We start from the raw sequence: 21,406 nt of genomic DNA, 5'->3' as shown, positions 1-21,406 counted from the left end.
GCTTGATCCGGAGTCCATCTGTCGTCGTGCCCACCAAGAAGAGGGTGGATCCCGGATCAAGTCCGGAATGACGGCCCGTCAGGTGCGGGACGCCTCCAGGATTGCGGTTCGCAACTCGGCAATGCCCTCGCCGGTTTCGCTCGACGTGCGGAAAATCAGGGGATGCGCGGCGGGATGCTTGGCCGCTTCGAGCGCGGTCGTTTCGTAAAGCGCGCCCAGCGCCGAGGGTTTGACCTTGTCCCCCTTGGTCAGGACGAGATGATAGCCGACCGCGGCGGCGTCGAGCATTTTCATCACCTCGCGGTCGACGTCCTTGAGGCCGTGGCGCGAATCGACCAGCACCAGGGCGCGCTTGAGCACCTGCCGCCCGCGCAGATAATCGTTGATCAGGAAGCGCCAGCGCTTGACCAGATCCTTGGGCGCTTCGGCAAAGCCATAGCCGGGCATGTCGACCAGCCGCAGCTCGATCGGTTCGCCGACGTCAAAGAAATTGAGTTCCTGCGTCCGCCCCGGCGTGTTCGAGGTCCGCGCCAGCTTGTTGCGGTTGGTCAGCGCGTTGAGCAGCGAGCTTTTGCCCACGTTCGACCGGCCCGCGAACGCGATTTCGGGCACGATGGGGTCAGGCAGGAACCTCAGTTCGGGCGCCGACTTCAGGAACGCGATCGGCCCGGCGAACAGCTTGCGCGCCTGCTCGGCCACTTCATGATCGGCCGCGTCGCTCATTCCTCGACCGGGTGGGTGTCGCTGAAGCTGAGGCCGAAGCGCCGGTACAGCCACCATTGTTGCGCGATCGACAGGATATTGTTGGTCAGCCAGTAGAGCTGAAGCCCCGCGGCGAAGGGCGCCATGGCGAAGATCAGCACCCAGGGCATGATCGCGAAGATCTGGCGCTGCGTCGGGTCGGGCGATTGCGGGCTGAGCTTGATCGACAGCCACTGGCTCGCGCCGACCAGGATCGGCAGCACGCCGATGGCGAGGATCGCGGGCGGGGTGAAGTCGAGCAGGCCGAACAGGTTGACCGGAGTCAGCGGGTCGGGTGCCGACAGGTCGCGGATCCACAGCGCAAAGGGCTGGTGGCGCATTTCAACCGACACCAGCAGCACCTTGTACAGCGCATAGAAGATCGGAATCTGGATCAGGATCGGCAGGCAGCCCGCGGCCGGATTGACCTTTTCCGCCTGGTACAGCTTCAGGATTTCCTGCTGCTGGCGCGCCTTGTCATCCTTCCACTTGTCCTGGACCGCCTTGAGCTTGGGCTGGAGCTTGCGCATCGCCGCCATCGACTGGAACTGCTTTTGCGCGATCGGGAACATGACCAGCCGCACGATGAAGGTCAGGATGATGATCGCCACGCCGAAATTGCCGACCGAGCGGAAAAGGAAGGTCAGCAGGTCGAAGATCGGGCGCATGAAGAATTCGAACCAGCCCCAGTCGATCGACTTCGAAAGCTTGGTGATGCCGGCATCGTCGGCGCGGTCGAGCGCGGCCTTTTCCTTGGCGCCGGCGAACAGCCGCGTCCGATTGGTGATCGAATCGCCCGCAGGCACGATCGTCGCTGGAAGCGCGTAATCGGCCTGGTAGCCGCCGCTGGGGCTGCGGCGGAAGGCGGCATCCATCGGCGCGTCGCCGGCCGGTGCCAGCGCGGCGAGCCAATAAGTGTCGGTGAAGCCGAGCCAACCGCGCACGTCGTTAAAGGTCGTGCCGCCCGGACCCGCCTCATCAACCGTGTCCCAATCGACGTCATAGTCGGCGGTGCCGCCAAAAACGCTCATCGGCCCGACGTGCACCGTCCAACTGTCGGGATCGTTCGACTTGGCAGCGCGGCTGACGAGCCCGATCGGGCGAACGATCGCCGGCTTGCCCGATCCGTTGCTGGCTTGCTGTTCGACGGTGAAGACATAGCCGTCGTCGACCGAAATGCGCATAGCGTAGCGCATGCCGTCGGGCATCTGCGTCGTCAGGGTCACGGGCTGGCCGGGCGACAACAGCTGGCGGTCGGCGGTCCATACCGTGTCCGGGCCCGGCACCTGCACGCCCTGGCCGGTCCAACCGAAGGTCGCGATATAGGCGCCCGGCGCACCAAGCGGGGAGAACAGGCGCACGGGCTGCGAAGAACGGTCGATGGTGGCACGGTGCCGGACCATCGTCAGGTCGTCGACCTGCGCGCCCTGGAGGTTGATCGAGCCCTGCAGCGACGGCGTCTGGATGCGGATGCGCGGGGTCGAGGCGAGCACGGCGTTGCGGCTGCGCATGACCGTCGGCGATGTCGCGACGGGCGAGCCGGGCGCTTGCGTCTGCGCCTGCGGCGCGGGCTGCACCTTGCCGTTCTCGACCGTCGTGCTCTGCGGCGCGGCGGTCGGGAAATAGGAATCGGCCAGCCAGCTCCAGCCGAGCAGTACGAGGGCGCTCAGCACCACCGCCAGGATCATATTTTTGCTGTCGCTCACGTCGCGTCGATCCTTACGGAAAAGTCTACGGTACCGGGTCGGGACCCTGGCCGCCCCAGGGATGACAGCGGCCGATGCGTTTCAGGGCCATCCAGCCCCCCCGCGCAGCCCCATAGCGCTGGATTGCGGTAATCGCATAGGCCGAACAGCTGGGCTGGTAGCGGCAGCTGGGCGGCAGCACCCGCGAGGGGCCTTTCTGCCACGCACGGGCGATCCAGATCAGGAGCTGCGCAATCACGACTTTCGAAGCTTCTGCAGTGCGACTTCAAGCTCTGCACGAAGCAGCGCAAAGTCGCGTTCGACACCGCCGGCGCGGCCGATCATCACATGGTCGGCCCCGGCAAGCCCGGCAGTCGGGACGATCTCCTGCGCGAGCGCGCGAAAGCGGCGCTTCATTCGGTTGCGCACGACGGCGCCGCCGATCTTCTTTGTGACGGTAAAGCCCACACGTTTCGAGGGGTCGGAATCCCTGCGATCGCGGATCAGGAGGACGAAGCCGGGCGTAGCCGCGCGCTTGCCGCCGTTGGCAGCAAGAAAGTCCGCGCGCTTACGAATCGTGACTAGGCGCTGAGCTTCTTGCGGCCGCGTGCCCGGCGCGCGTTCAGCACCTTGCGGCCGCCCACGGTCGCCATGCGCGACCGGAAGCCGTGCCGGCGCGCGCGGACCAGATTGCTCGGTTGAAAGGTGCGCTTCATCGCTCATGCCTCAAAAAACGGAAAGAAAAAGGGCCGCCTACAAAGGCAGCCGCTGTCGTGCGCGCCGATAGTGGAGAGATGTCGCCAAGTCAATCGACCTTGCTCTCGACCTGGCCACTTTCGAGCTCCTTCTGCTTGCGCATTTCCTCGCGGCGTTTGGCACTTTGCCGGCGCAGCGCCCAGTCCGTCCAAGTGCCGGGATTCATCCGGCGTCCCATTACCCGCGGCTGCCAGCGCTTGAACCGGACGTAGTGGCGCTTTGCCCACATGCTTGTCTTCAGCACCATCGCCAAGCCAAGCCCGCCGATCACGACTCCGCCCGGTCCAGGCAGCGCACCGACAACGGGGGTCAGCAAAAGCAGGATCACGCCGATGGCGAAGATCGTCCATTCGACGATCGGATGGTCGATAAACGCCCGCCATTGTTCCCGCGTTATCATCTTGCCGCCCATGTGGTTCGCGAAACCGGTTCGCGCAAGCACCTTGCCCAATGCCGCTACGGCACGCTAGCGTGGCCGCGCCGAGCTAGGGGGACGTCTGAACATCGTTGTGCGTTTGGGGGACGGGGCCTGATGGCTGCGACCGTCGCCACTGTGGCATATCTCGGCCTCGAAGCCCGCGCCGTCGAAGTCCAGGTCCAGCTGACCTCGGGCGTGCCGCGCTTCACCGTCGTTGGCCTACCCGACAATGCCGTGCGCGAAAGCCGCGAGCGGGTGCGCGCCGCGCTCGCCGCGATCGGCCTTGCGCTCCCGCCCAAGGTGATCACGATCAATTTGTCACCAGCCGACTTGCCAAAGGAGGGGTCGCATTACGACCTTCCGATCGCGCTTGGCCTGCTGGCGGCGATCGGCGCAACCGATGCCGAAACGCTGTCGCATTATGTCGCGGTGGGGGAATTGTGCCTCGACGGTCGCATCGCCGCCTCTCCGGGCGTGCTGCTTGCGGCGATCCACGCCTCGGGCGCGGACAAGGGGCTGATCTGCCCCGCGTCGCAAGGCAGCGAAGCGTCTTGGGCGGGGGAGCTTGACGTCGTTGCCGCACCCGACCTGCTCGCGCTCCTCGCGCATCTCAAGGGCACCGCCTTGCTGCCCGCGCCCGCCGAGGTCGAGGCCGAGCCGCTCGAACGCGGCCCCGACCTCGCCCAGGTCAAGGGGCAGGAAGTCGCCAAGCGCGCGCTCGAGATTGCCGCCGCGGGCGGGCATAATCTGCTGATGAGCGGCCCGCCCGGCGCGGGCAAGTCGCTGCTTGCCGCCTGCCTGCCCGGAATCCTGCCGCCGCTGCAACCGGCGGAGGCCCTCGAAGTGTCGATGGTCGCTTCGGTCGCGGGCGACCTTGGCGGGGGCAAGATCCGTCGCCGCCGGCCGTTCCGCTCGCCGCACCACAGCGCCTCGATGCCCGCATTGGTCGGCGGCGGACTGCGCGTGCGTCCGGGCGAGATCAGCCTTGCGCACCTCGGCGTGCTATTCCTCGACGAGCTGCCCGAATTCCAGCGGCCAGTGCTCGATTCGCTTCGCCAGCCGCTGGAAACCGGCAATGTCAGCGTCGCGCGCGCCAACACGCATGTGACCTTCCCGGCGCGGGTCCAGCTGGTGGCGGCGATGAACCCGTGCCGCTGCGGGCACCTTGGCGATCCGGCGCTGGCGTGCAGCCGCGCGCCGCGCTGTGCCGCCGATTATCAGGCGCGCGTGTCTGGCCCGCTGCTCGACCGCATCGACCTCCACGTCGAGGTGAATGGCGTGTCCGCCGCCGACCTCACCCTCCCGCCACCGGCAGAGGGCAGCATCGACGTCGCGCAAAGGGTGGCCGCCGCCCGCGAGGTTCAGGCGCGGCGCTACAACGGCCACGGCCCGCGCACGAATGCCGAAGCCGATGGCGAGCTGCTCGATGCAGTGGCGACGCCCGACGACCCGGGCCGCAAGCTGCTCGCCGACGCGGCCGCGGCAATGCGGCTTTCCGCGCGCGGCTACCATCGCGTGATGCGCGTCGCGCGCACCATCGCCGACCTAGCGGGGGCCGAGCAGGTGGGGCGCATCCATGTTGCCGAGGCCCTCAGTTACCGCCGACAGGCACCGCACAACTGAGCCGTAACCATCGCTTAGCAAAGGGCTTGCTACGCAAAAACAATGATTGGGGGGATGAAGAATGCAAGAACGATCGCCGGTCGAATGGGCGCTTCTTCCGCTCAAGCGCTACGCCCAATTTTCGGGACGTGCGCCACGCGCTGAATATTGGTGGTTTTCCGGCGCGACCTTTGCGCTGGGTCTGCTGCTCGATGGCCTGGATTGGGCGCTAGGTTTCGAACAGGGCCTGTTCGGCTGGATCGTCACGCTCGCGCTCTTCATTCCGGGGATCGCGGTGATGTCTCGCCGCTTGCACGACATCGACCGCAGCAGTTGGTGGCTCGTGGCAATGCTCATCCCGGTTGCAGTCATCGCCTTTGAAATCGTCCAAGCAGAATTGTCGGGGCTGGGCGAAAATGCCGATCTAAGCTCAATGTTCTTCGTCGCACTCATCGCATTCTTCATCATCGCGGTAATCCTGCTCATCTTCTCGCTCAGGAGAGGAACGGAAGGCGCCAACCGGTATGGGCCAGACCCGTATGGATCGGCGGAGGGGCAGTCAGACCCCCTAAGCTAGCGCCGGGGCAGCGCTGCGACTAAGCGCCGCCGCGTGGCTTACGCGGTCAAGGAAATCTTCAAGACGCTGCAGGGCGAGGGTGCCCACGCTGGGCGCCCCGCAGTCTTCTGCCGGTTCGCAGGGTGCAATTTGTGGTCGGGGCGGGAGCAGGATCGGGCGGCGGCCGTGTGCAATTTCTGCGACACCGACTTTGTCGGCACCGATGGGGAGAATGGCGGCAAGTTCGCGTCGGCAGAGTCGCTTGCGGCGGAGATCGCCCGCCAGTGGGGGGAAGGGCACGGGGGGCGGTTCACCGTGCTGACCGGGGGCGAGCCGATGCTGCAGGTCGATCCGGAGCTGGTCTCGGCGCTGCACGCGCATGGGTTCGAGATCGCGATCGAAACCAACGGGACGCTCTCCGCCGATGCGGGGATCGACTGGATTTGCGTCAGTCCCAAGGCCGGGGCGCCGCTCGTTCAGCGCTCGGGCAACGAGCTGAAGCTGGTTTATCCGCAGCCCGGCCTGCTGCCCGAAGCGGTCGCCGGCCTCGCGTTCGACCAGTTCTGGCTTCAGCCGATGGACGGACCCGCGGTGGCCGAGAATACCGCTGCGGCGGTGCGCTACTGCCTCGATCATCCGCAATGGCGGCTCAGCCTGCAAACCCACAAGCTGATCGGCATTCCCTGATATTGCCCCGGCGCGGCGCGCTCGCTAGCTAGGGCGCCCGCGTGCCCCTGTGGCGGAATGGTAGACGCGAACGACTCAAAATCGTTTGTCGAGAGACGTGTCCGTTCGAGTCGGACCAGGGGCACCACCCAGACGCCGAGCGTAGCGAGATGATTGCGCAGCAATCGTCGAGCAGCGCGAAGAGCCGGCTAAGCGGCGGCCGACGATTGCCGCAGGCATGGCGATCGACGTCACGGATTTACTCCGTGACGGCGCCCTTTCCGCCCGATATCGTCACCACATGGACGCCCGAACGCGCAAGCCGCACGACCAGCATACCGACGACGAGGCGCACATCCTTGCCGAATCGATGACGGTGAAGCGCGACCGCCTTCTCGCCTCGCTGACCTTGATCGGGGGCGTCGGCCTGCTCATCGCCATGCCCTTTGCGCTGCGCGCCGGGGCGGAGTTCTTCATGCCGGTGACTGCCGCGCTGGTGATCGCCATCGCGCTGGTGCCTTTGCTCGAATGGTTTGAACGGCGCGGGGTGAATTCACGGCTTGCGGCGGCGCTGTGCGTCGTCATCTTCCTCGTGCTGACGATCTTTGCCATTGGATCGATCGTCATCCCGGCGACCGATTGGGTGGCGCAGGTGCCGCAGAAGATGGACCAGGTTCGGACCGCGCTCGAACCCGTGTTCGACCTCTACAAGAATGCCGAACGGTTCATCGACCGGATCCTCAACCAGATGCCGATCGGCGACAGCGGCGCCAATGCGGTGCGCATCGAGACGCCCAATTCGATGCTCGGCCTGCTGACTTCGTCGGCGCCGCACCTGCTCATCCAGCTGTTTTTCGCGCTGCTGGTGATCTATTTCTTCCTCGCGGGCTGGACCGCGATGCGCAAGCAGACGATCGTCAGCCGCGGCAGCTTCGAAGGCGCGCTGACTACCGCGCGCGTAATCCAGCAGGTGGTCGACGCGACTTCGACCTACCTTGGCACGATCACTGTCATCAATGTCGGGCTAGGCGCGCTGACGTCGCTGATCCTGTGGCAGATCGGCATGGATTCGCCGGTGATGTGGGGCGGCATCGTCGCGGTGCTGAACTACATCCCGTATCTCGGCCCCATCGTCGCTTCGCTGTTGCTGTTCGTCGGCGGCTTGATGACCTTCCCCGACATCTGGACGGCGCTGCTGCCGCCGGCGGTGTTCATTGGCCTGCACATGGTCGAAGCGAACGTTCTTACCCCGCTTATCGTCGGTCACCGGCTGACCATCAGCCCGCTCGCGATCCTTGTCTCCTTGTCCTTCTGGGCATGGGTATGGGGGACGACCGGCGCGCTGCTTGCGGTTCCGCTGCTGATCATCCTCAAAACGGTCTTCTCGGCCGCCGGTACGCCCGACATCGCCGGCTTCCTTTTCGAAGACGGGACACTGACCCATGTCGGCGACCCGGATGAAGAAGAAGCGGACGAACGGCGCGAAATGGAGCCCGCCATGGTTGACACCGAAAAGCCCGCCACCTAGTTCGCCGCCACCCCAAGAACGCGGGTGTAGCTCAGTTGGTTAGAGCGCCGGCCTGTCACGCCGGAGGTCGCGGGTTCGAGCCCCGTCACTCGCGCCACTTTCCTTAATCTTCGAAGGTGGACTAGACCGGCGCGCGATGCGTGCCGAACCGTCTGCTCATGCAATCCTCGGGCTCGAGCCGGGCGCCGACCGCGAGACCGTCGAGCGCGCCTACAAACAGCTGATCAAGCAGCATCATCCCGACCGCGAAGGCGGGGATTCGGCGCGCGCGGCGCAGATCAACCGCGCCTATCGCGAACTTCGCGCGGGCGCCCACAAGGCGCATTTGGAGCTTGAAGACGATCAGGTTTTCGGTTCGCGCCGCGGCTTGTGGACCGGCCTCGCGATCGCGGCCGCGGCAGGCTCTCTCGCCCTCGTCGCGGCGACCGCCTTGATGAGTTCGGCCGACATTGCCCCCGTACTGCCCGTCGGCAAGTCCGAGGCGGTCGCCCGCACCGGGGAGCCGATGGACCAGCCGATCGTCTTTCCAGCGGTTGACGAGGAAATCGCACGAGCAGCGAGCATGGCGCGCGGGGAAGATGAAATCGCACTGACGGCGGCAAGCCGGGATTGCCATCTGCGCCTGCGCAACGAGCCCTCGCTCGAGCAGTTCGATCGCTGTGCGGCATTCGATTATGTGGCGACCTTCGTCCAGGATCGCGATCCGCTGCGCGACCGCGGCCCCTTCGGCGAGCTCGCCGTCACCAGCCGGCTGATGCGCGCGGGGGCTTTGCTGTCCAGCGATTATCTGGCGATCGATGGGCGGCTCGACCAGCTCCGCTTGCGCACCGAGCTTGCGCTGGCGCCGCCCGCCGAGCCCGCGCCGCCGGTGCGCGCGGAGGCCGTGCCGGATTAGTCCTGAGCGCTGGCGGGGTTGTCGGCCGGCGCGGCCGCTTCGGCCTTGCGACCGAGACCCGGCTGATCGGCAGCGGGTGCACCGCCCGAAAGCGTCCAGCGAAGGTTGTCGGAGGCCTCGAACTTTTCGACATAGGCCTTGGGCTCGACCTTGGCCGAGGCTTCGCGAGCCGCCATGTTGAAGCGCACGGCAACGCGCTTGTCGCCGCGCATCGACGGCGCGAGCGGGGTCATCGCCTGCGCGCCAGGAATATCCTCGATCGCCTCGGCCACCTCGCGCTGCGCGGGCTGCAGCGCGGTTGCCGCCTCGGCCGCGAGGGCAGCGCTGCGCAGGGCGGAGACGCTCGGCTCATTGCGCGCATACGTCTGGGCGAAAGCTGGGGGCGTCCCCAATTGCCGGCCCAGCGATAGAAAATATGCGCGCCGACCACGGCATTCTTCGCCAGCGTCGGCGCCCAGTAGGGCACGACATAGTTGGCGTGATAATGCGTCGCCCAGCCGACCGGCGCATAGACCGCGCCGGCAAGCGCGGCTTCGGCCACCTTATAGGCGCGGCGCCAGCCGGCGACATCGGCGCCCCGGTAGAGCGATCCGTCGCAGGTGAAGGTGAACTGACAGCCAGTCGCGCGCGTCGATCCCTGATAGACGACGCCGCAGACGGTGGCGGGGAAGGCGCCGTGGCGCACGCGGTTCAGCACCACCTGCGCGACCGCGCGCTGGCCATCGCTGCTTTCCTGACCGGCTTCGTAATACACCGCGCTGGCGAGGCATTCGGCGGCGCGGGCGCGCGCTTCTGCACTGCCCTGGAATTTAAACGGCGCCGCCGCCGGATTGGGACCGGAGCTTAGCGGGATATGCTGATTGACCGCGACCGCCTGCGTTTTCGGGATTTCGCGAATGAGGAGCGGCGGGGGCGCGGGCGGCGTCTGCGCATGCGCCGCTTCGGGCTGCGACACGCTGGCGATGGCCAGCGTGATCGCGGCGACGCAAAGCAGGCCGAAGCCGACCGTTTCACGGGGGTGCGATTGCCAAAGCTTCGCCGCCCGGCCGCGCACCTGCACGGCACGTGCCTTGATGAGGCCCACGAAGGGCTGCGAAACGGCCAGAACCTGCGTCATTTCCCTGCTGCTATACTCAACTAATACAGTTGCTTCAACTTGCGTTTTTCACGTCATTTGACGGGACGTTTGAACCGGCCCGTCTGGATCCACCTAACCAACGGTTTCAAGGGGATAATCCAAGCTATTCCCATGACCAGATAGAATAGAGCCTGAACGGCGATAGGCCATTCCCCGACGAACGGCGCCAAGCTTGCGACGAACACCGCCCAGACGACGATCAACAGCAAGATCAGCCCGATTCCCGTAATCGCGCGATAGGAAGGAGCGGGGGGTTGCGGCACCCGAGAACGCGTGTCCTAGTTTCGCGGATTTCTCAAGGATGACCGGAGGACTCTTGGACACGCTAGCGGAACTCCTCCACTCCATCGGGGCTGACGAAGGCGTCCAGAGGCACGTCCCATTCGTCCGCAGGGATCGTCTCCGCCAGACGCTGCATCGGCCAGCCGACCCCGACCAGACGCGCGCCGCTCTTGCGCAGCGAAATGAGGGCGCGGTCATAATGGCCCTTGCCGCGGCCGAGGCGCGTGCCCGCGCCATCGATCGCGATCAGCGGCACCAGGATGAGGTCGGGAACGACCACGGGCGCCGACTTTTTTGGCTGCATGATTCCGAACGGCCCCGGCTGCAGCGGGTCGCCGGCGCGGAACTTGAACGGCTTGGCGGGATGATCGAACGCGGGATAAGCGACGATTCGGCCGACCGCGCGCGCTTCCTCGGTCGCCAGCTTGGGGCTGATCTCGCTTCCCAGGGGCGCGTAGCCGCCGACCACGCTCGCCTCGGCGCAGAGCGAGGTGAGCTGCTCCGCCAAACGCTGCTCAAGCTGCGCACGCTCGGCATCGGACAGGATGCGAACGAAGGCCTTGCGCGCGTCGAGCGCGGCCTTGCGCATGACATCCTTGGCCGGCGGACCGATCGCCGGGTGGAGCGTGGGGCCGCTGGGGCCGGGGGGAAGTGACGGGACCACCATTGGCCGTTTGCCCTAAAATCCTCTGACGCCAAAACGTCAGGTGGGCGCCGTATGATCCGGACCAGGGTCCGGGCAGGGACAGCTCCCATTAGGAATGAATAGCCTCAGGGATTTTCCGAAGGCTCGTACGAGGCAGTACCCGTCGGGCCCTACTTAAGCATTCTGCCCTTCCGCCTCAAGGTGTGCGGCAAGCGACTCGAGCCGGCTGGCAAGACTGTCGGCGCGGCTGATGAGCGCGGGATCGGGCGCGGTTGGCGGCGGAGGGGCCGCGTCGGGCCGATTGTCGACCAGTTGGTCGGCCAGCAGCAGCGATGCGAACAGGAACTGGCGCGCTTCGCTGAGCGTGCCTAGCCCGGCCAGGGCTTCGCGGCTTTTGGCATCGACCAGCCGCGCCGCGGCGCGGAGCGTCTCCTCTTCGCCTTCGCGGCAGGCGACCTGATAAGTGCGCCCAGCAATATTGATATCGATCAGGCGGGCCATCAGGCGGCGGCCTCCCGGATCAGCTGGTCAAGCTCGTCCACCACTTCGCGCACCCGCGTCCGCAACTCCTCGTCGCGGCTGCTGGGGGGTTGGCGGTTGGCTAGCGCCCGCTCGATCCGGTCGAGCGCCCGTTCGGCACGGTCGAACGCCGAGGAAAGGCCGTTGTCGTCCATACGCTTGCGCTAAGCACTTCTGACGATTCCCGGCAAGCGTCCCCGTCGCGGTGATGCGGCGATTTGACCTGACCGGCAGGGCGGCTAATGGAGCCGCGTCGCTGCCGAAGATTCCCGCGCGGCGCAAACCCCATTGCCGGAGCCCCGATGCAGCCGACCCAACGCCGTCTCGCCAACGCCATTCGCGCCCTCGCGATGGACGCGGTGGAGACCGCCAACAGCGGTCATCCCGGCATGCCGATGGGCATGGCGGACGCCGCCACGGCCCTGTTCCTCAAGCATCTGAAGTTCGATCCGGCCGATCCGCACTGGCCCGACCGCGACCGCTTCATCCTGTCCGCGGGACACGGATCGATGCTGATCTATGCTTTGCTCTACCTCACCGGCTACGCGCGGCCGACGCTCGACGACATCAAGGCCTTCCGCAAGCTGGGCAGCCCATGCGCGGGCCACCCCGAGAATTTCGAGCTTCCGGGGGTCGAGGTCACCACCGGCCCGCTGGGGCAGGGGCTGGCGATGGGCGTCGGAATGGCAATCGCCGAGCGGCACCTGAACGCGGTCTATGGCGACGATCTGGTCGATCACCGCACCTTCGTCATCGCTGGCGACGGCTGCCTGATGGAGGGCGTCAATCATGAAGCGGTCGGGCTTGCCGGGCATTTGAAGCTCGGGCGGCTGATCGTGCTGTGGGACGACAACAAGATCACGATCGACGGGTCGACCGATCTGTCGCGCAGCGAGGATGTCGTCGCGCGGCACCAGGCGGCGGGCTGGCAGACGCTCGAATGCGACGGGCTCGACGCCGGTAAGGTGTCCAAGGCGCTGGAGAAGGCGATCGCCGACGAGCGGCCGACCCTGATCCGCTGCAAGACGATTATCGGCTACGGCGCGCCCAATCTGCAGGGCACCGCGGCGACGCACGGCGCGGCGCTGGGCAAGGACGAGGTCGAGGCGGCACGCAAGGAGCTTGGGCTCGAGCCGCAGGAATTCACCGTCCCGCCCGACGTGCTCGACGCGTGGCGCAAGGTGGGCGCACGCGGCTCGGCGGACCGCGCTGAATGGCAGCGCCGGTTGAAGGCCAGCAGCAAGGGGGACGATTTCCTCGCGCGGATCGACGGCAAGGTCGATGACGCCTGGCTCCAACCCTATCTCGAAAAATTGCTCGGCGACCTGAAGCCGGTGGCGACGCGCAAGGCGTCGGAAATGGCGCTGGAAGCGATCAATGCCGCGATCCCCGCCACACTTGGCGGATCGGCCGACCTTACGGGATCGAACAACACCAAGACCAAGGCGATGCAGCCGCTGACCGCCGATGATTATGGGGGGCGTTACATCTATTACGGCATCCGCGAGTTCGGCATGGCCGCGGCGATGAACGGCATGGCGCTGCATGGCGGCGTCATTCCCTACGGCGGGACCTTCCTCGTCTTCACCGATTATGCGCGCCCCGCGATCCGCCTGTCGGCGTTGCAGAAGGCGCGCGTGATCTACGTCATGACCCATGACAGCATCGGGCTTGGCGAGGACGGGCCGACGCATCAGCCGATCGAGCATCTGCAAAGCCTGCGCGCGATGCCGCAGCTTCAGGTCTATCGCCCTGCCGACGCGGTCGAGACCGCCGAATGCTGGGCGCTCGCGCTGCAGAGCGAGGAGCCGAGCGTGCTCGCGCTGTCGCGGCAGAATTTGGCGCCGGTGCGGACCAAGGCGGAAAAGTCCAATCTGTCGGCAAAAGGCGCGTACCGCCTCAAAAGCGCCGGCAAGTCGCGCAAGGTGATTCTGATCGCGACCGGTGCGGAAGTGCAGGTTGCACTTGGCGCGGCGGAGCAGCTCGAAGCGCAGGGGATCGGCGCCGACGTTGTCTCGATGCCGTGCACCGAACGGTTCGATTCGCAAGCTCCCGAGTATCGCGAGGACATCCTGCCCGACGTGTCGAACCGTGAGATCCTGCGCGTGTCGATCGAGGCGGGAACGACTTTCGGGTGGGAACGCTACACCGGCCTGCACGGCCTGCGCATCGGCATTGACCGCTTCGGTGTCTCGGCGCCCGCCAAGGACGCGTTCGACCATTTTGGGCTGACCCCGGACAAGGTCGCGGCCCGTGTCATCGACTTCAGGAAACAAAGAGGACTCACATGACCAAAGTTGCAATCAACGGCTTCGGCCGCATCGGCCGCCTCGTCGCCCGCGCGATCCTCGAGCGGCCCGATTGCGGGCTCGAACTGGTTGCGATCAACGACCTGGCCGACGCGAAGGCCAATGCGATGCTGTTCAAGCGCGACAGCGTCCATGGGCCCTTCCCGGGCGAGGTCAGCGCCGAGGGCGATACGATGATCGTCGACGGCAAGCGCATCAAGGTCACCGCCGAACGCGACCCGTCGAAACTGCCGCACAAGGATCTGGGCGTCGAGATCGCGCTCGAATGCACCGGCTTCTTCACCGACAAGGAAGGTGGGCAGAAGCATCTCGATGCCGGCGCCAAGCGCGTCCTGATCTCGGCCCCCGCGAAGGGCGCCGACCTGACCGTCGTCTACGGCGTCAACCACGACAAGCTGACCGCCGACCACAAGATCGTCAGCAACGCCAGTTGCACCACCAACTGCCTGGCGCCCGTCGCCAAGGTCATGAACGACACATTCGGCATCGAGCGCGGCCTGATGACCACGATCCACGCCTACACCAACGACCAGAAGATCCTCGACCAGATCCATAGCGACATGCGCCGTGCCCGCGCTGCCGGGATGTCGATCATCCCGACCACCACCGGCGCCGCCCGCGCGGTCGGTGAGGTGCTGCCCGAATTGAAGGGCAAGCTCGACGGCTCGGCGGTGCGCGTGCCGACGCCCAACGTCAGCTTGGTCGACCTGACCTTCACGCCGACCCGCGACACCACGCGCGACGAGGTCAATGCCGCGCTCAAGGCGGCGTCGGACAGCGGGCCGCTCAAGGGGATCCTCGCCTACACCGACGAGCCGCTGGTTTCGATCGACCTCAACCATAATCCGGCGAGCTCGACCGTCGACAGCCTCGAGACTGCGGTGATCGAGGGCAAGCTGGTTCGCGTGGTCAGCTGGTATGACAATGAATGGGGCTTCTCGAACCGCATGATCGACACTGCGGGCGCGATGGCGAAGCTGGGATGACTTTCGTACCAAGTCCTGGAATCTCGTTCGTCCTGAGCGAAGTCGAAGGGCGCACTCACGACGTTCGCGCCCAGCGCCCTTCGACTGCGTGCTTCGCGCTCCGCTCAGGACGAACGGAGGTGGATTCGTTTGCCTAAGTTCAACACCCTCGACGATCTTCCCGACGACCTCACCGGCAAGACGGTGCTCGTCCGTGCCGACCTCAACGTGCCGATGGACGGCGCCAAGGTCACCGACGACACGCGGCTGCGCGCGATGCTGCCGAGCGTGCTCGAACTGTCCGACCGTGGCGCGATCGTGCTTTTGCTGTCGCACTTCGGGCGGCCCAAGGGCGAGACGCGGCCCGACATGTCGCTGGCGCAACTGGTGCTGCCGATCCACCGGCTGGCGGGCCGCTCGGTGCGGTTCATCGAGGATTGCCAGGGGCCGGAGGCCGAGCGCGCGGTGACGACCATGCTGCCCGGCAACATCGGCGTGCTCGAGAACACGCGCTTCCACCTCGGCGAGGAGAAGAACGACCCTGCGCTTGCCAAGGCCATGGCCGCCCTCGGCGATTATTATGTCAACGACGGCTTCTCGGTCTCGCACCGCGCCCACGCCTCGACCGAAGGGATCACGCATCACCTGCCGAGCTTTGCCGGCCGCGCGATGGAGCGCGAATTGCAGGCGTTGCAGCGCGCGCTGGGCGAACCCGAGCGGCCGGTCGCGGCCGTCGTCGGCGGGGCCAAGATCTCGACCAAGCTCGGCGTGCTCACGCACCTCGTGCGCAAAGTCGACCATTTGATCATTGGCGGCGCGATGGCCAACACCTTCCTCGCCGCGCGCGGGGTCGATGTCGGCAAGTCGCTCGCCGAGCATGACATGGCGGGCGAGGCGAATGCGATCTTCGACCGCGCCGACGAGGCCGGCTGCACGATCCACCTTCCCTATGACGTCGTCGTCGCCAAGGAGTTCGCGGCCAACCCGCCGAGCGTCCGCACCTGCAACGTCCACGAAGTCGCCCCCGACGAAATGATCCTCGACGTGGGCCCCGCGGCGGTCGAGGCGCTCGCCGATGCACTCAAGACTTGCCGTACCCTCGTCTGGAACGGGCCGCTCGGGGCGTTCGAAACACCGCCGTTCGACACGGCGACGGTCAGCCTGGCGCAGACCGCGGCAGCGCTGACCAAGAGCGGGTCGTTGGTCTCGGTCGCCGGGGGCGGGGATACCGTCGCGGCGCTCAATCATGCCGGCGCGGCCGCCGATTTCACCTTCGTCTCCACTGCCGGAGGCGCGTTTTTGGAATGGATGGAGGGGCGCACGCTGCCCGGCGTCGCCGCCCTTCAGCAACAAGCAGAGGCGACACATGAACCAGTCTGAGATGAAAGAGAAAATTCGTAGCGGCAACGGCTTCATCGCTGCGCTCGACCAATCGGGCGGAAGCACGCCCAAGGCGCTTGCCGGCTATGGGGTCGACGAAAGCGCGTGGTCGACCGAGGAAGAGATGTTCGGCCTGATTCATGACATGCGCTCGCGCATCATCACTGCGCCCAGCTTCGGCAGCGGCAAGATCATCGGCGCGATCCTGTTCGAACGGACGATGGACGGGCAGGTCGCGGGCAAGCCGACCCCGCAGGCGCTAATCGATCAGGGCGTGGTGCCCTTCATCAAGATCGACAAGGGCCTTGAGGAGGAACGTGACGGCGTCCAGTTGATGAAGCCCAATCCGGGCCTCGATGCGCTCCTGACCAAGGCCAAGGGCCTCGGCGTGTTCGGCACCAAGGAACGCTCGGTCATCAACCTCGCCAATGAGGCCGGCATCGCCGCCGCGGTCGCGCAGCAGTTCGAAGTCGCGCGCCAGGTGCTCGGCCACGGCATGGTGCCGATCGTCGAGCCCGAAGTCAGCATCAAGAGTCCCGAGCGCGACGCCGCCGATCGCATCCTGCTGCGCGAAATCCTCAAGAATCTCGACTCACTGCCCGATGGCCAGCAGGTGATGCTCAAGCTCACCATCCCGGCCGAAGCCGGCCTGTTCCAGCCGCTGGTCGACCATCCCAAGGTGCTGCGCGTGGTCGCGCTGTCGGGCGGGTTCAGCCGCGCCGAGGCGTGTCGTGAACTTGCAAAGAACCCCGGCATGATCGCCAGCTTCAGCCGCGCGCTTCTGTCGGACCTGCGTCACGGCCAGAGCGACGAGGAGTTCGACCGCACGCTCGGAACAGCGATCGACGAAATCTACGAAGCGTCGACCGAGAAAGCCGACGCCTAGGGCTTTTGCAGCCGGAGCGTGAAGCGGTAGTCCCTCGGCACGATCGTTTGCCCGGCGCGCTTGCGGGGGCTGGCGTCGGTCAGCGTTACCCGCATGCCTGCAATCGCCACCTGTTTGCCGCTCTCAAGGATCACGGGCGGCCGCCCGCGGACGGCGAATTCGACGCGGAGCCGCCCGGCCCAGACGCATTGCGCATCCGTGGGGCAGCGGCTGTCCTCGACGATCCGCGTCGGACGCAAGGCGAGATTGTTGAAACGAATTTCGCGACCGAACGGCACGGTCAGCGTCGCATCGAAGCGGGCATGCGCCGAAGCCGTCGCGTGGGCGCCGGTGCTTCCCGGCGAAGCAATCGCGGCGAGCACGAGCATAAGCAGAGTCGTCATTGGCCAAGACTATCGCCTCGGCTAGTGGACGGCCGATGAACGAAGACGAAGCCGACCTGACGATTTTTCCCCCGCCGTCGCGGACGGCGCCGGCGGAGCTTTATCTGATCAGCCCGCAGGAGGTCGGTGGGAGCTTCGCCGATCGGCTCAGGGCCGCGCTCGAGCCCGGCCTCGCAACCGCCTTCCAGCTGCGCGTCAAGGACGTCGGCGAGCATGATCTCGCCCGCCTTGCCGAGCCGCTGCAACGCATCTGCGCCGACGCCGAGGTCGCGTTCATCGTCAACGACAGCATCGCGCTCGCCAAGCAGCTCGGCGCCGACGGCGTCCACCTCGGCCAGCAGGACGGCGACATTCGCGAGGCACGCAATGCGCTCGGCCCCACCGCGCAGATCGGCAAGACGTGCCACGACAGCCGCCATCTGGCGATGGACGCAGGCGAGGCGGGAGCCGATTATGTCGCGTTCGGCGCCTTCTACCCGACCACGACCAAGCCGAGCGACTATCGCCCCGATCCCGCGATCCTCAGCTGGTGGGCGACCTTGTTCGAAATCCCCTGCGTGGCAATCGGCGGGATCACCCCCGCCAACGCAAAGCCGCTGGTCGAAGCCGGCGCCGATTTCCTGGCGGTGTGCCAAGCGGTGTGGGGCAAGGACGATCCGAAAGCGGCGGTCGCGGCCTTCGCGGAGATCTTGAAAGGATAAGCGCGCCTGGCGCGGAAACTCTCGCGCTTACGCATCGTTTGACCCTCGAATCGCCTTCGAGGAGAGTGAAGTTGCGCGTCCCGATCATTACCGCCGTCTTGCTGGCCGGCATTGCCGCCCCGTCCGTTATTGCCCAGCAATCGCAGTCCACCAACTCACCCAGCAAGACCTGGGTTGCCCCCGGCACGCCGGGGTCACCGATCGACGGCACGCTGTTTCACGCCCAGGTGCTGATGTCCGCGCATGGCTTTTCGCCCGGCGTGATCGACGGCAAGGCGGGCGAATCCTTCAAGCTGGCACTCGAAAGCTTCCAGGAATCGCGCGGGCTCGACCGTACGGGCGAACTGGACGACGAGACTCGCGCCGCGCTTCTCCAGGCCAACCGGCCGTCGACGGTGATGGTCAAGCTGGGGCCGGACGATGTCCGCAGCAATTACGTCTATCCCTTCCCGTCGGACCCGGAAAAGCAGGCCGAGCTCAAGTTCCTCGGCTATCGCAACATGCTGGAGAAGGTGGCCGAACGCTACCATACCACCCCGGCGACGATCGTCGCACTGAATGGTCCGGATAAGTTGATCGGGCTTGGACAGACGCTTCGGCTGCCCAACGTCGTTCCCCAGTCGCGCGACTATGGCGGCACACCGGGCAACGGGGGCGGCGCGATGGGCGCGCTCAACGTCAACGGCGAACAGCCGCAGGGCGATTATGTCGTGGTCGACAAGAGCGAAGGCGTGCTCAAGGTCTATTCGGGCGACGTGCCCGGCGAGGGCGAGGATGAGTCCGACGGCAACCGGCTCGTCGCGGCCTTCCCGGTGACCATGGGGTCGAAGGAATATCCGCTGCCGATCGGCCGCTGGAAGGCGACGACCTATGCGTTCCTGCCGCCGTTCAACTACAACCCCGCGATCCTCAACAATCCCAAGACGGACAAGGAATTGCGCTTGCCGCCGGGGCCGAACGGGCCCGTGGGGGTCGCCTGGCTGGACCTCACCAAGGAGCATTACGGGATTCACGGAACCAATGAGCCGCAGACGATCGGCCGCGCCGAATCGAGCGGATGCATCCGGATGACCAACTGGGACGTGTTAAGGCTTGCGCGGATGATGAAGCCGGGCTTCACTGCCATTTTCCAGGCGTAACTAGCGGAGGGGCATGCTCAAGGTCATCGGCACCGCGCTCCTCACGGCGTTCGTGACGAGCATGTTCTGGATCTGGTTCTACAATTTCGTACCGTCATCGGCGGGCCGCGAGCCGAACGGGCGCGTGACGGCCTCGGGCGACAAGATGGTCGTGAATCCGGCCGGCGGTCCGGCGGTGGCGATCGCGGAAGGCGTCGAGGTCGGCCCCGCGGGTCTTGCCATCCCGGTCGCCGGGATTCGCGCGGCGCAACTGACGGACACCTTCACGCAAGCGCGCGCGGGCGGCGCGCGGCGCCACGATGCGATCGATATCATGGCGCCCGAAGGAACGCCCGTTGTGTCGGCAAGCGACGGCACGGTCGAGAAGATCTTCAACAGCGCCCAGGGTGGGCTTACGCTCTATGTCCGCTCCCCCGACCGCCGCTGGAGCTATTATTATGCGCACCTGCAAAGCTACGCGCCGGGCCTGCGCGAAGGGCAGCACTTGCGCCGCGGACAGCTGGTCGGCCGCGTCGGCCACACCGGCAACGCCAACCCGGCCGGGCCGCATCTCCATTTCGCGATCAACCAGATGCAGCCGAACGAGAAATGGTGGCACGGCGTACCGATCAATCCCTACCCGCTGCTTGCCGGACGAAGGGCCGGCGGCTAAGGGCGCGGCCTTGGCCGTGTCCGGGTCCTTCGAGACGCGTCTTCGACTTCGCTCAGCCGCTCCTCAGGACGAGCGGGTTTCTTCTCCGCTCATGCTGAGGAGGCGCTGAGTAAGCGAAGCGCATCGAAGTGCCGTCTCGAAGCACGGCAGCACGGGTTCTTTCAAAGGTTCGAGCACATGAAGATCAGCGGCGTGGACATCCGTCCCGGCAACATCATCGAATATGAAGGCGGCATCTGGCGCGCGGTGAAGATCCAGCATACGCAGCCGGGCAAGGGCGGCGCCTACATGCAGGTCGAGCTCAAGAACCTGATCGACGGGCGCAAGAACAACGTCCGCTTTCGCTCCGCCGAGACGGTCGAGCGAGTCCGCCTCGACACCAAGGATTTCCAGTTCCTGTTCGCCGACGGCGACATGCTGACCTTCATGGACAAGGAAAATTACGAGCAGATCAGCCTTCCGCGCGACCTGCTCGGAGATGCCGCCGCCTTCCTCCAGGACGGCATGGACGTGATCATGGAGCTGTACGACGAAAAGCCTATTAGCGTGCAGCTGCCTGACACGATCGAAGCGATGATCGTCGAGGCCGACGCGGTGGTGAAGGGCCAGACGGCCAGCTCCTCCTACAAGCCCGCAATGCTCGACAATGGCGTCCGCGTGATGGTTCCGCCGCATATCGGCGCGGGGACGAAGATCGTCGTTGACGTGTATGAGCAGACTTACGTCCGGCGCGCCGACTAAGGATGGTTTCGCATTCCGGCCTGATCACCGTCATGACCCGCGCCGCGCGCAAGGCGGCGCCGCGGCTGCGGCGGGACTTCGGCGAGGTCGAGCACCTGCAGGTGAGCCGTAAGGGGCCGGCCGACTTCGTCTCGATGGCCGACAAGCGCGCCGAAGCGACGATCGTCGACGAACTGCGCTACGCCCGGCCCGACTGGGGCCTGCTGGTCGAGGAAGCGGGCGAAATCGCGGGCGACCCGGCCAAGCCGCGGTGGATCGTCGATCCACTCGACGGCACCAGCAACTTCCTTCACGGCATTCCGCATTTCGCGATCTCGATCGCGGTGGAGGAGCGTAAGCCCGGCGGCGGCTCCGAAATCACGCAAGGCCTCGTCTATCAGCCGCTGACCGACGAAAGCTTTTGGGCGGAAAAGGGCCGCGGCGCGTGGCTCCAGGACGCCCGCCTCCGCGTGTCCGCGCGGCGCGACCTGTCGGACAGCCTGATCGGCACGGGCATTCCGCATTGCGGCCGCGGCGATGCGGCCCGTTGGGCAAGCATCTATTCGGCGATCGGGCCGGAAGTGTCGGGCGTCCGCCGCTTCGGCGCCGCCTCGCTCGACCTCGCCTGGGTCGCGGCGGGGCGGATGGACGGTTTCTGGGAAGACGATCTCGACCCCTGGGACACCGCCGCGGGCATGCTTTTGATCAAGGAAGCGGGCGGGTTCGTCAGCGACTATCGCGGCTCCGACCGGATGTTCGAGCGGCGCGAATATGTCGCCGGATCGGCGGCCATCCACAGCAAGCTGCAAAAGCTCATCGCCGGAGCGCTCAGATAGCGT

The 21,406-nt window shown here is 66.1% G+C and carries 27 protein-coding genes, 2 tRNA genes and 1 other RNA gene; 16 read left to right on the top strand and 14 right to left on the bottom strand.

From position 1 onward, the window contains the following. Positions 1-78: 78 nt before the first annotated feature. From yihA to H9L13_RS08950, 6 genes are all read right to left on the bottom strand, one after another. Entirely contained in the window at positions 79-723 is a 645-nt protein-coding gene (gene yihA / locus H9L13_RS08975; RefSeq protein ID WP_187537386.1) for a ribosome biogenesis GTP-binding protein YihA/YsxC, read from the bottom strand. After that, positions 720-2,447, bottom strand: coding sequence for a membrane protein insertase YidC (yidC, locus tag H9L13_RS08970; RefSeq protein WP_187537385.1), 1,728 nt, complete (start codon positions 2,445-2,447; stop codon positions 720-722). Before yidC ends, yihA begins: the two co-directional genes overlap by 4 nt. Before the next feature lie 25 nt (positions 2,448-2,472). Continuing rightward, the gene (gene yidD, locus H9L13_RS08965) at positions 2,473-2,685 is read right to left on the bottom strand and encodes a membrane protein insertion efficiency factor YidD (RefSeq protein WP_187537384.1); all 213 of its coding nucleotides are present in this window, start codon (positions 2,683-2,685) and stop codon (positions 2,473-2,475) included. Continuing rightward, complete coding sequence (gene rnpA, locus H9L13_RS08960) at positions 2,682-3,002, bottom strand: ribonuclease P protein component (protein ID WP_187540292.1); 321 nt, start codon at positions 3,000-3,002, stop codon at positions 2,682-2,684. The genes yidD and rnpA overlap by 4 nt, the downstream gene beginning before the upstream one ends. Before the next feature lie 5 nt (positions 3,003-3,007). Beyond that, positions 3,008-3,142 (bottom strand): 50S ribosomal protein L34, encoded by a 135-nt coding sequence (rpmH, locus tag H9L13_RS08955; RefSeq protein ID WP_166037930.1) that lies wholly within the window; start codon positions 3,140-3,142, stop codon positions 3,008-3,010. A gap of 89 nt (positions 3,143-3,231) precedes the next feature. After that, the gene (locus tag H9L13_RS08950; RefSeq protein WP_235090859.1) at positions 3,232-3,624 is read right to left on the bottom strand and encodes a hypothetical protein; all 393 of its coding nucleotides are present in this window, start codon (positions 3,622-3,624) and stop codon (positions 3,232-3,234) included. A 90-nt stretch (positions 3,625-3,714) separates the two neighbouring features. Between H9L13_RS08950 and H9L13_RS08945 the strand changes: the two genes are divergently transcribed. The 7 genes from H9L13_RS08945 to H9L13_RS08915 all read left to right on the top strand — a co-directional run bounded on the left by H9L13_RS08945 (position 3,715) and on the right by H9L13_RS08915 (position 8,847). After that, positions 3,715-5,223 carry a YifB family Mg chelatase-like AAA ATPase gene (locus H9L13_RS08945; protein WP_187537383.1) on the top strand — a complete coding sequence of 503 codons (1,509 nt, stop codon included), beginning with the start codon at positions 3,715-3,717 and terminating at the stop codon, positions 5,221-5,223. A gap of 61 nt (positions 5,224-5,284) precedes the next feature. Beyond that, the gene (locus tag H9L13_RS08940; RefSeq protein ID WP_187537382.1) at positions 5,285-5,779 is read left to right on the top strand and encodes a DUF805 domain-containing protein; all 495 of its coding nucleotides are present in this window, start codon (positions 5,285-5,287) and stop codon (positions 5,777-5,779) included. A 33-nt stretch (positions 5,780-5,812) separates the two neighbouring features. Next, positions 5,813-6,445 carry a 7-carboxy-7-deazaguanine synthase gene (gene queE / locus H9L13_RS08935; RefSeq protein ID WP_187537381.1) on the top strand — a complete coding sequence of 211 codons (633 nt, stop codon included), beginning with the start codon at positions 5,813-5,815 and terminating at the stop codon, positions 6,443-6,445. A 43-nt stretch (positions 6,446-6,488) separates the two neighbouring features. After that, positions 6,489-6,572 (top strand) — tRNA-Leu (locus H9L13_RS08930). Between the two features lie 90 nt (positions 6,573-6,662). Further along, complete coding sequence (locus tag H9L13_RS08925; protein ID WP_408022110.1) at positions 6,663-7,952, top strand: AI-2E family transporter; 1,290 nt, start codon at positions 6,663-6,665, stop codon at positions 7,950-7,952. A gap of 20 nt (positions 7,953-7,972) precedes the next feature. Further along, positions 7,973-8,049: transfer RNA gene (locus tag H9L13_RS08920), tRNA-Asp, on the top strand. A 39-nt stretch (positions 8,050-8,088) separates the two neighbouring features. Continuing rightward, positions 8,089-8,847, top strand: a complete 759-nt coding sequence (locus H9L13_RS08915; protein ID WP_187537380.1) for a J domain-containing protein — start codon at positions 8,089-8,091, stop codon at positions 8,845-8,847. Here the strand turns inward: H9L13_RS08915 and H9L13_RS12775 are convergent. From H9L13_RS12775 to H9L13_RS08885, 7 genes are all read right to left on the bottom strand, one after another. Continuing rightward, positions 8,844-9,080 carry a hypothetical protein gene (locus H9L13_RS12775; protein WP_244954843.1) on the bottom strand — a complete coding sequence of 79 codons (237 nt, stop codon included), beginning with the start codon at positions 9,078-9,080 and terminating at the stop codon, positions 8,844-8,846. The two genes, H9L13_RS08915 and H9L13_RS12775, sit on opposite strands and share 4 nt — an antisense overlap. Continuing rightward, a complete protein-coding gene (locus H9L13_RS12955; protein WP_342354478.1) occupies positions 9,077-9,964 on the bottom strand; it encodes a cell wall hydrolase in 888 nt (295 codons plus the stop codon). The genes H9L13_RS12775 and H9L13_RS12955 overlap by 4 nt, the downstream gene beginning before the upstream one ends. 53 nt (positions 9,965-10,017) lie before the next feature. Beyond that, positions 10,018-10,170, bottom strand: a complete 153-nt coding sequence (locus H9L13_RS08905; RefSeq protein WP_425326500.1) for a DUF2842 domain-containing protein — start codon at positions 10,168-10,170, stop codon at positions 10,018-10,020. A 140-nt stretch (positions 10,171-10,310) separates the two neighbouring features. After that, positions 10,311-10,934 (bottom strand): 5-formyltetrahydrofolate cyclo-ligase, encoded by a 624-nt coding sequence (locus H9L13_RS08900; RefSeq protein ID WP_187537379.1) that lies wholly within the window; start codon positions 10,932-10,934, stop codon positions 10,311-10,313. Beyond that, positions 10,921-11,076, bottom strand: a non-coding RNA gene (ssrS, locus tag H9L13_RS08895) — 6S RNA. The genes H9L13_RS08900 and ssrS overlap by 14 nt, the downstream gene beginning before the upstream one ends. 11 nt (positions 11,077-11,087) lie before the next feature. Further along, positions 11,088-11,414 (bottom strand): cell division protein ZapA, encoded by a 327-nt coding sequence (locus tag H9L13_RS08890; RefSeq protein ID WP_187537378.1) that lies wholly within the window; start codon positions 11,412-11,414, stop codon positions 11,088-11,090. Beyond that, positions 11,414-11,587: a hypothetical protein gene (locus H9L13_RS08885; RefSeq protein ID WP_187537377.1), complete on the bottom strand. Its 174-nt coding sequence runs from the start codon at positions 11,585-11,587 to the stop codon at positions 11,414-11,416. The genes H9L13_RS08890 and H9L13_RS08885 overlap by 1 nt, the downstream gene beginning before the upstream one ends. A gap of 147 nt (positions 11,588-11,734) precedes the next feature. Here H9L13_RS08885 and tkt point away from each other — a divergent pair, with 147 nt between their 5' ends. From tkt to H9L13_RS08865, 4 genes are all read left to right on the top strand, one after another. After that, positions 11,735-13,723 carry a transketolase gene (gene tkt / locus H9L13_RS08880; protein ID WP_187537376.1) on the top strand — a complete coding sequence of 663 codons (1,989 nt, stop codon included), beginning with the start codon at positions 11,735-11,737 and terminating at the stop codon, positions 13,721-13,723. Next, the gene (gap, locus tag H9L13_RS08875; RefSeq protein ID WP_187537375.1) at positions 13,720-14,727 is read left to right on the top strand and encodes a type I glyceraldehyde-3-phosphate dehydrogenase; all 1,008 of its coding nucleotides are present in this window, start codon (positions 13,720-13,722) and stop codon (positions 14,725-14,727) included. The genes tkt and gap overlap by 4 nt, the downstream gene beginning before the upstream one ends. Positions 14,728-14,856: 129 nt before the next feature. Then, entirely contained in the window at positions 14,857-16,086 is a 1,230-nt protein-coding gene (locus H9L13_RS08870; RefSeq protein WP_187537374.1) for a phosphoglycerate kinase, read from the top strand. Continuing rightward, a complete protein-coding gene (locus tag H9L13_RS08865) occupies positions 16,073-16,972 on the top strand; it encodes a fructose bisphosphate aldolase (protein ID WP_187537373.1) in 900 nt (299 codons plus the stop codon). Before H9L13_RS08870 ends, H9L13_RS08865 begins: the two co-directional genes overlap by 14 nt. Here H9L13_RS08865 and H9L13_RS08860 read toward each other — a convergent pair. Continuing rightward, on the bottom strand, positions 16,969-17,355 hold the full coding sequence (locus H9L13_RS08860; protein ID WP_187537372.1) for a hypothetical protein: 387 nt from the start codon (positions 17,353-17,355) through the stop codon (positions 16,969-16,971). The genes H9L13_RS08865 and H9L13_RS08860 overlap by 4 nt on opposite strands. A gap of 35 nt (positions 17,356-17,390) precedes the next feature. Between H9L13_RS08860 and thiE the strand changes: the two genes are divergently transcribed. The 5 genes from thiE to H9L13_RS08835 all read left to right on the top strand — a co-directional run bounded on the left by thiE (position 17,391) and on the right by H9L13_RS08835 (position 21,403). Beyond that, positions 17,391-18,056 carry a thiamine phosphate synthase gene (gene thiE, locus H9L13_RS08855; protein ID WP_187537371.1) on the top strand — a complete coding sequence of 222 codons (666 nt, stop codon included), beginning with the start codon at positions 17,391-17,393 and terminating at the stop codon, positions 18,054-18,056. Positions 18,057-18,127: 71 nt separating this feature from the next. Further along, a complete protein-coding gene (locus H9L13_RS08850; RefSeq protein WP_235090837.1) occupies positions 18,128-19,195 on the top strand; it encodes a L,D-transpeptidase family protein in 1,068 nt (355 codons plus the stop codon). Positions 19,196-19,208: 13 nt separating this feature from the next. Next, the gene (locus H9L13_RS08845) at positions 19,209-19,847 is read left to right on the top strand and encodes a M23 family metallopeptidase (RefSeq protein WP_187537370.1); all 639 of its coding nucleotides are present in this window, start codon (positions 19,209-19,211) and stop codon (positions 19,845-19,847) included. Between the two features lie 177 nt (positions 19,848-20,024). Continuing rightward, positions 20,025-20,588: an elongation factor P gene (efp, locus tag H9L13_RS08840; RefSeq protein ID WP_187537369.1), complete on the top strand. Its 564-nt coding sequence runs from the start codon at positions 20,025-20,027 to the stop codon at positions 20,586-20,588. 2 nt (positions 20,589-20,590) lie between these two features. After that, positions 20,591-21,403, top strand: coding sequence for an inositol monophosphatase family protein (locus H9L13_RS08835; RefSeq protein WP_187537368.1), 813 nt, complete (start codon positions 20,591-20,593; stop codon positions 21,401-21,403). The last annotated feature ends 3 nt before the right edge of the window (positions 21,404-21,406 follow it).

Source organism: Sphingomonas lutea (assembly GCF_014396785.1).
Classification (GTDB): Bacteria; Pseudomonadota; Alphaproteobacteria; order Sphingomonadales; family Sphingomonadaceae; genus Sphingomicrobium; species Sphingomicrobium luteum.
Note: the sequence above shows the minus strand (reverse complement) of the source record. Positions and strands in the feature narration are given on the sequence as shown.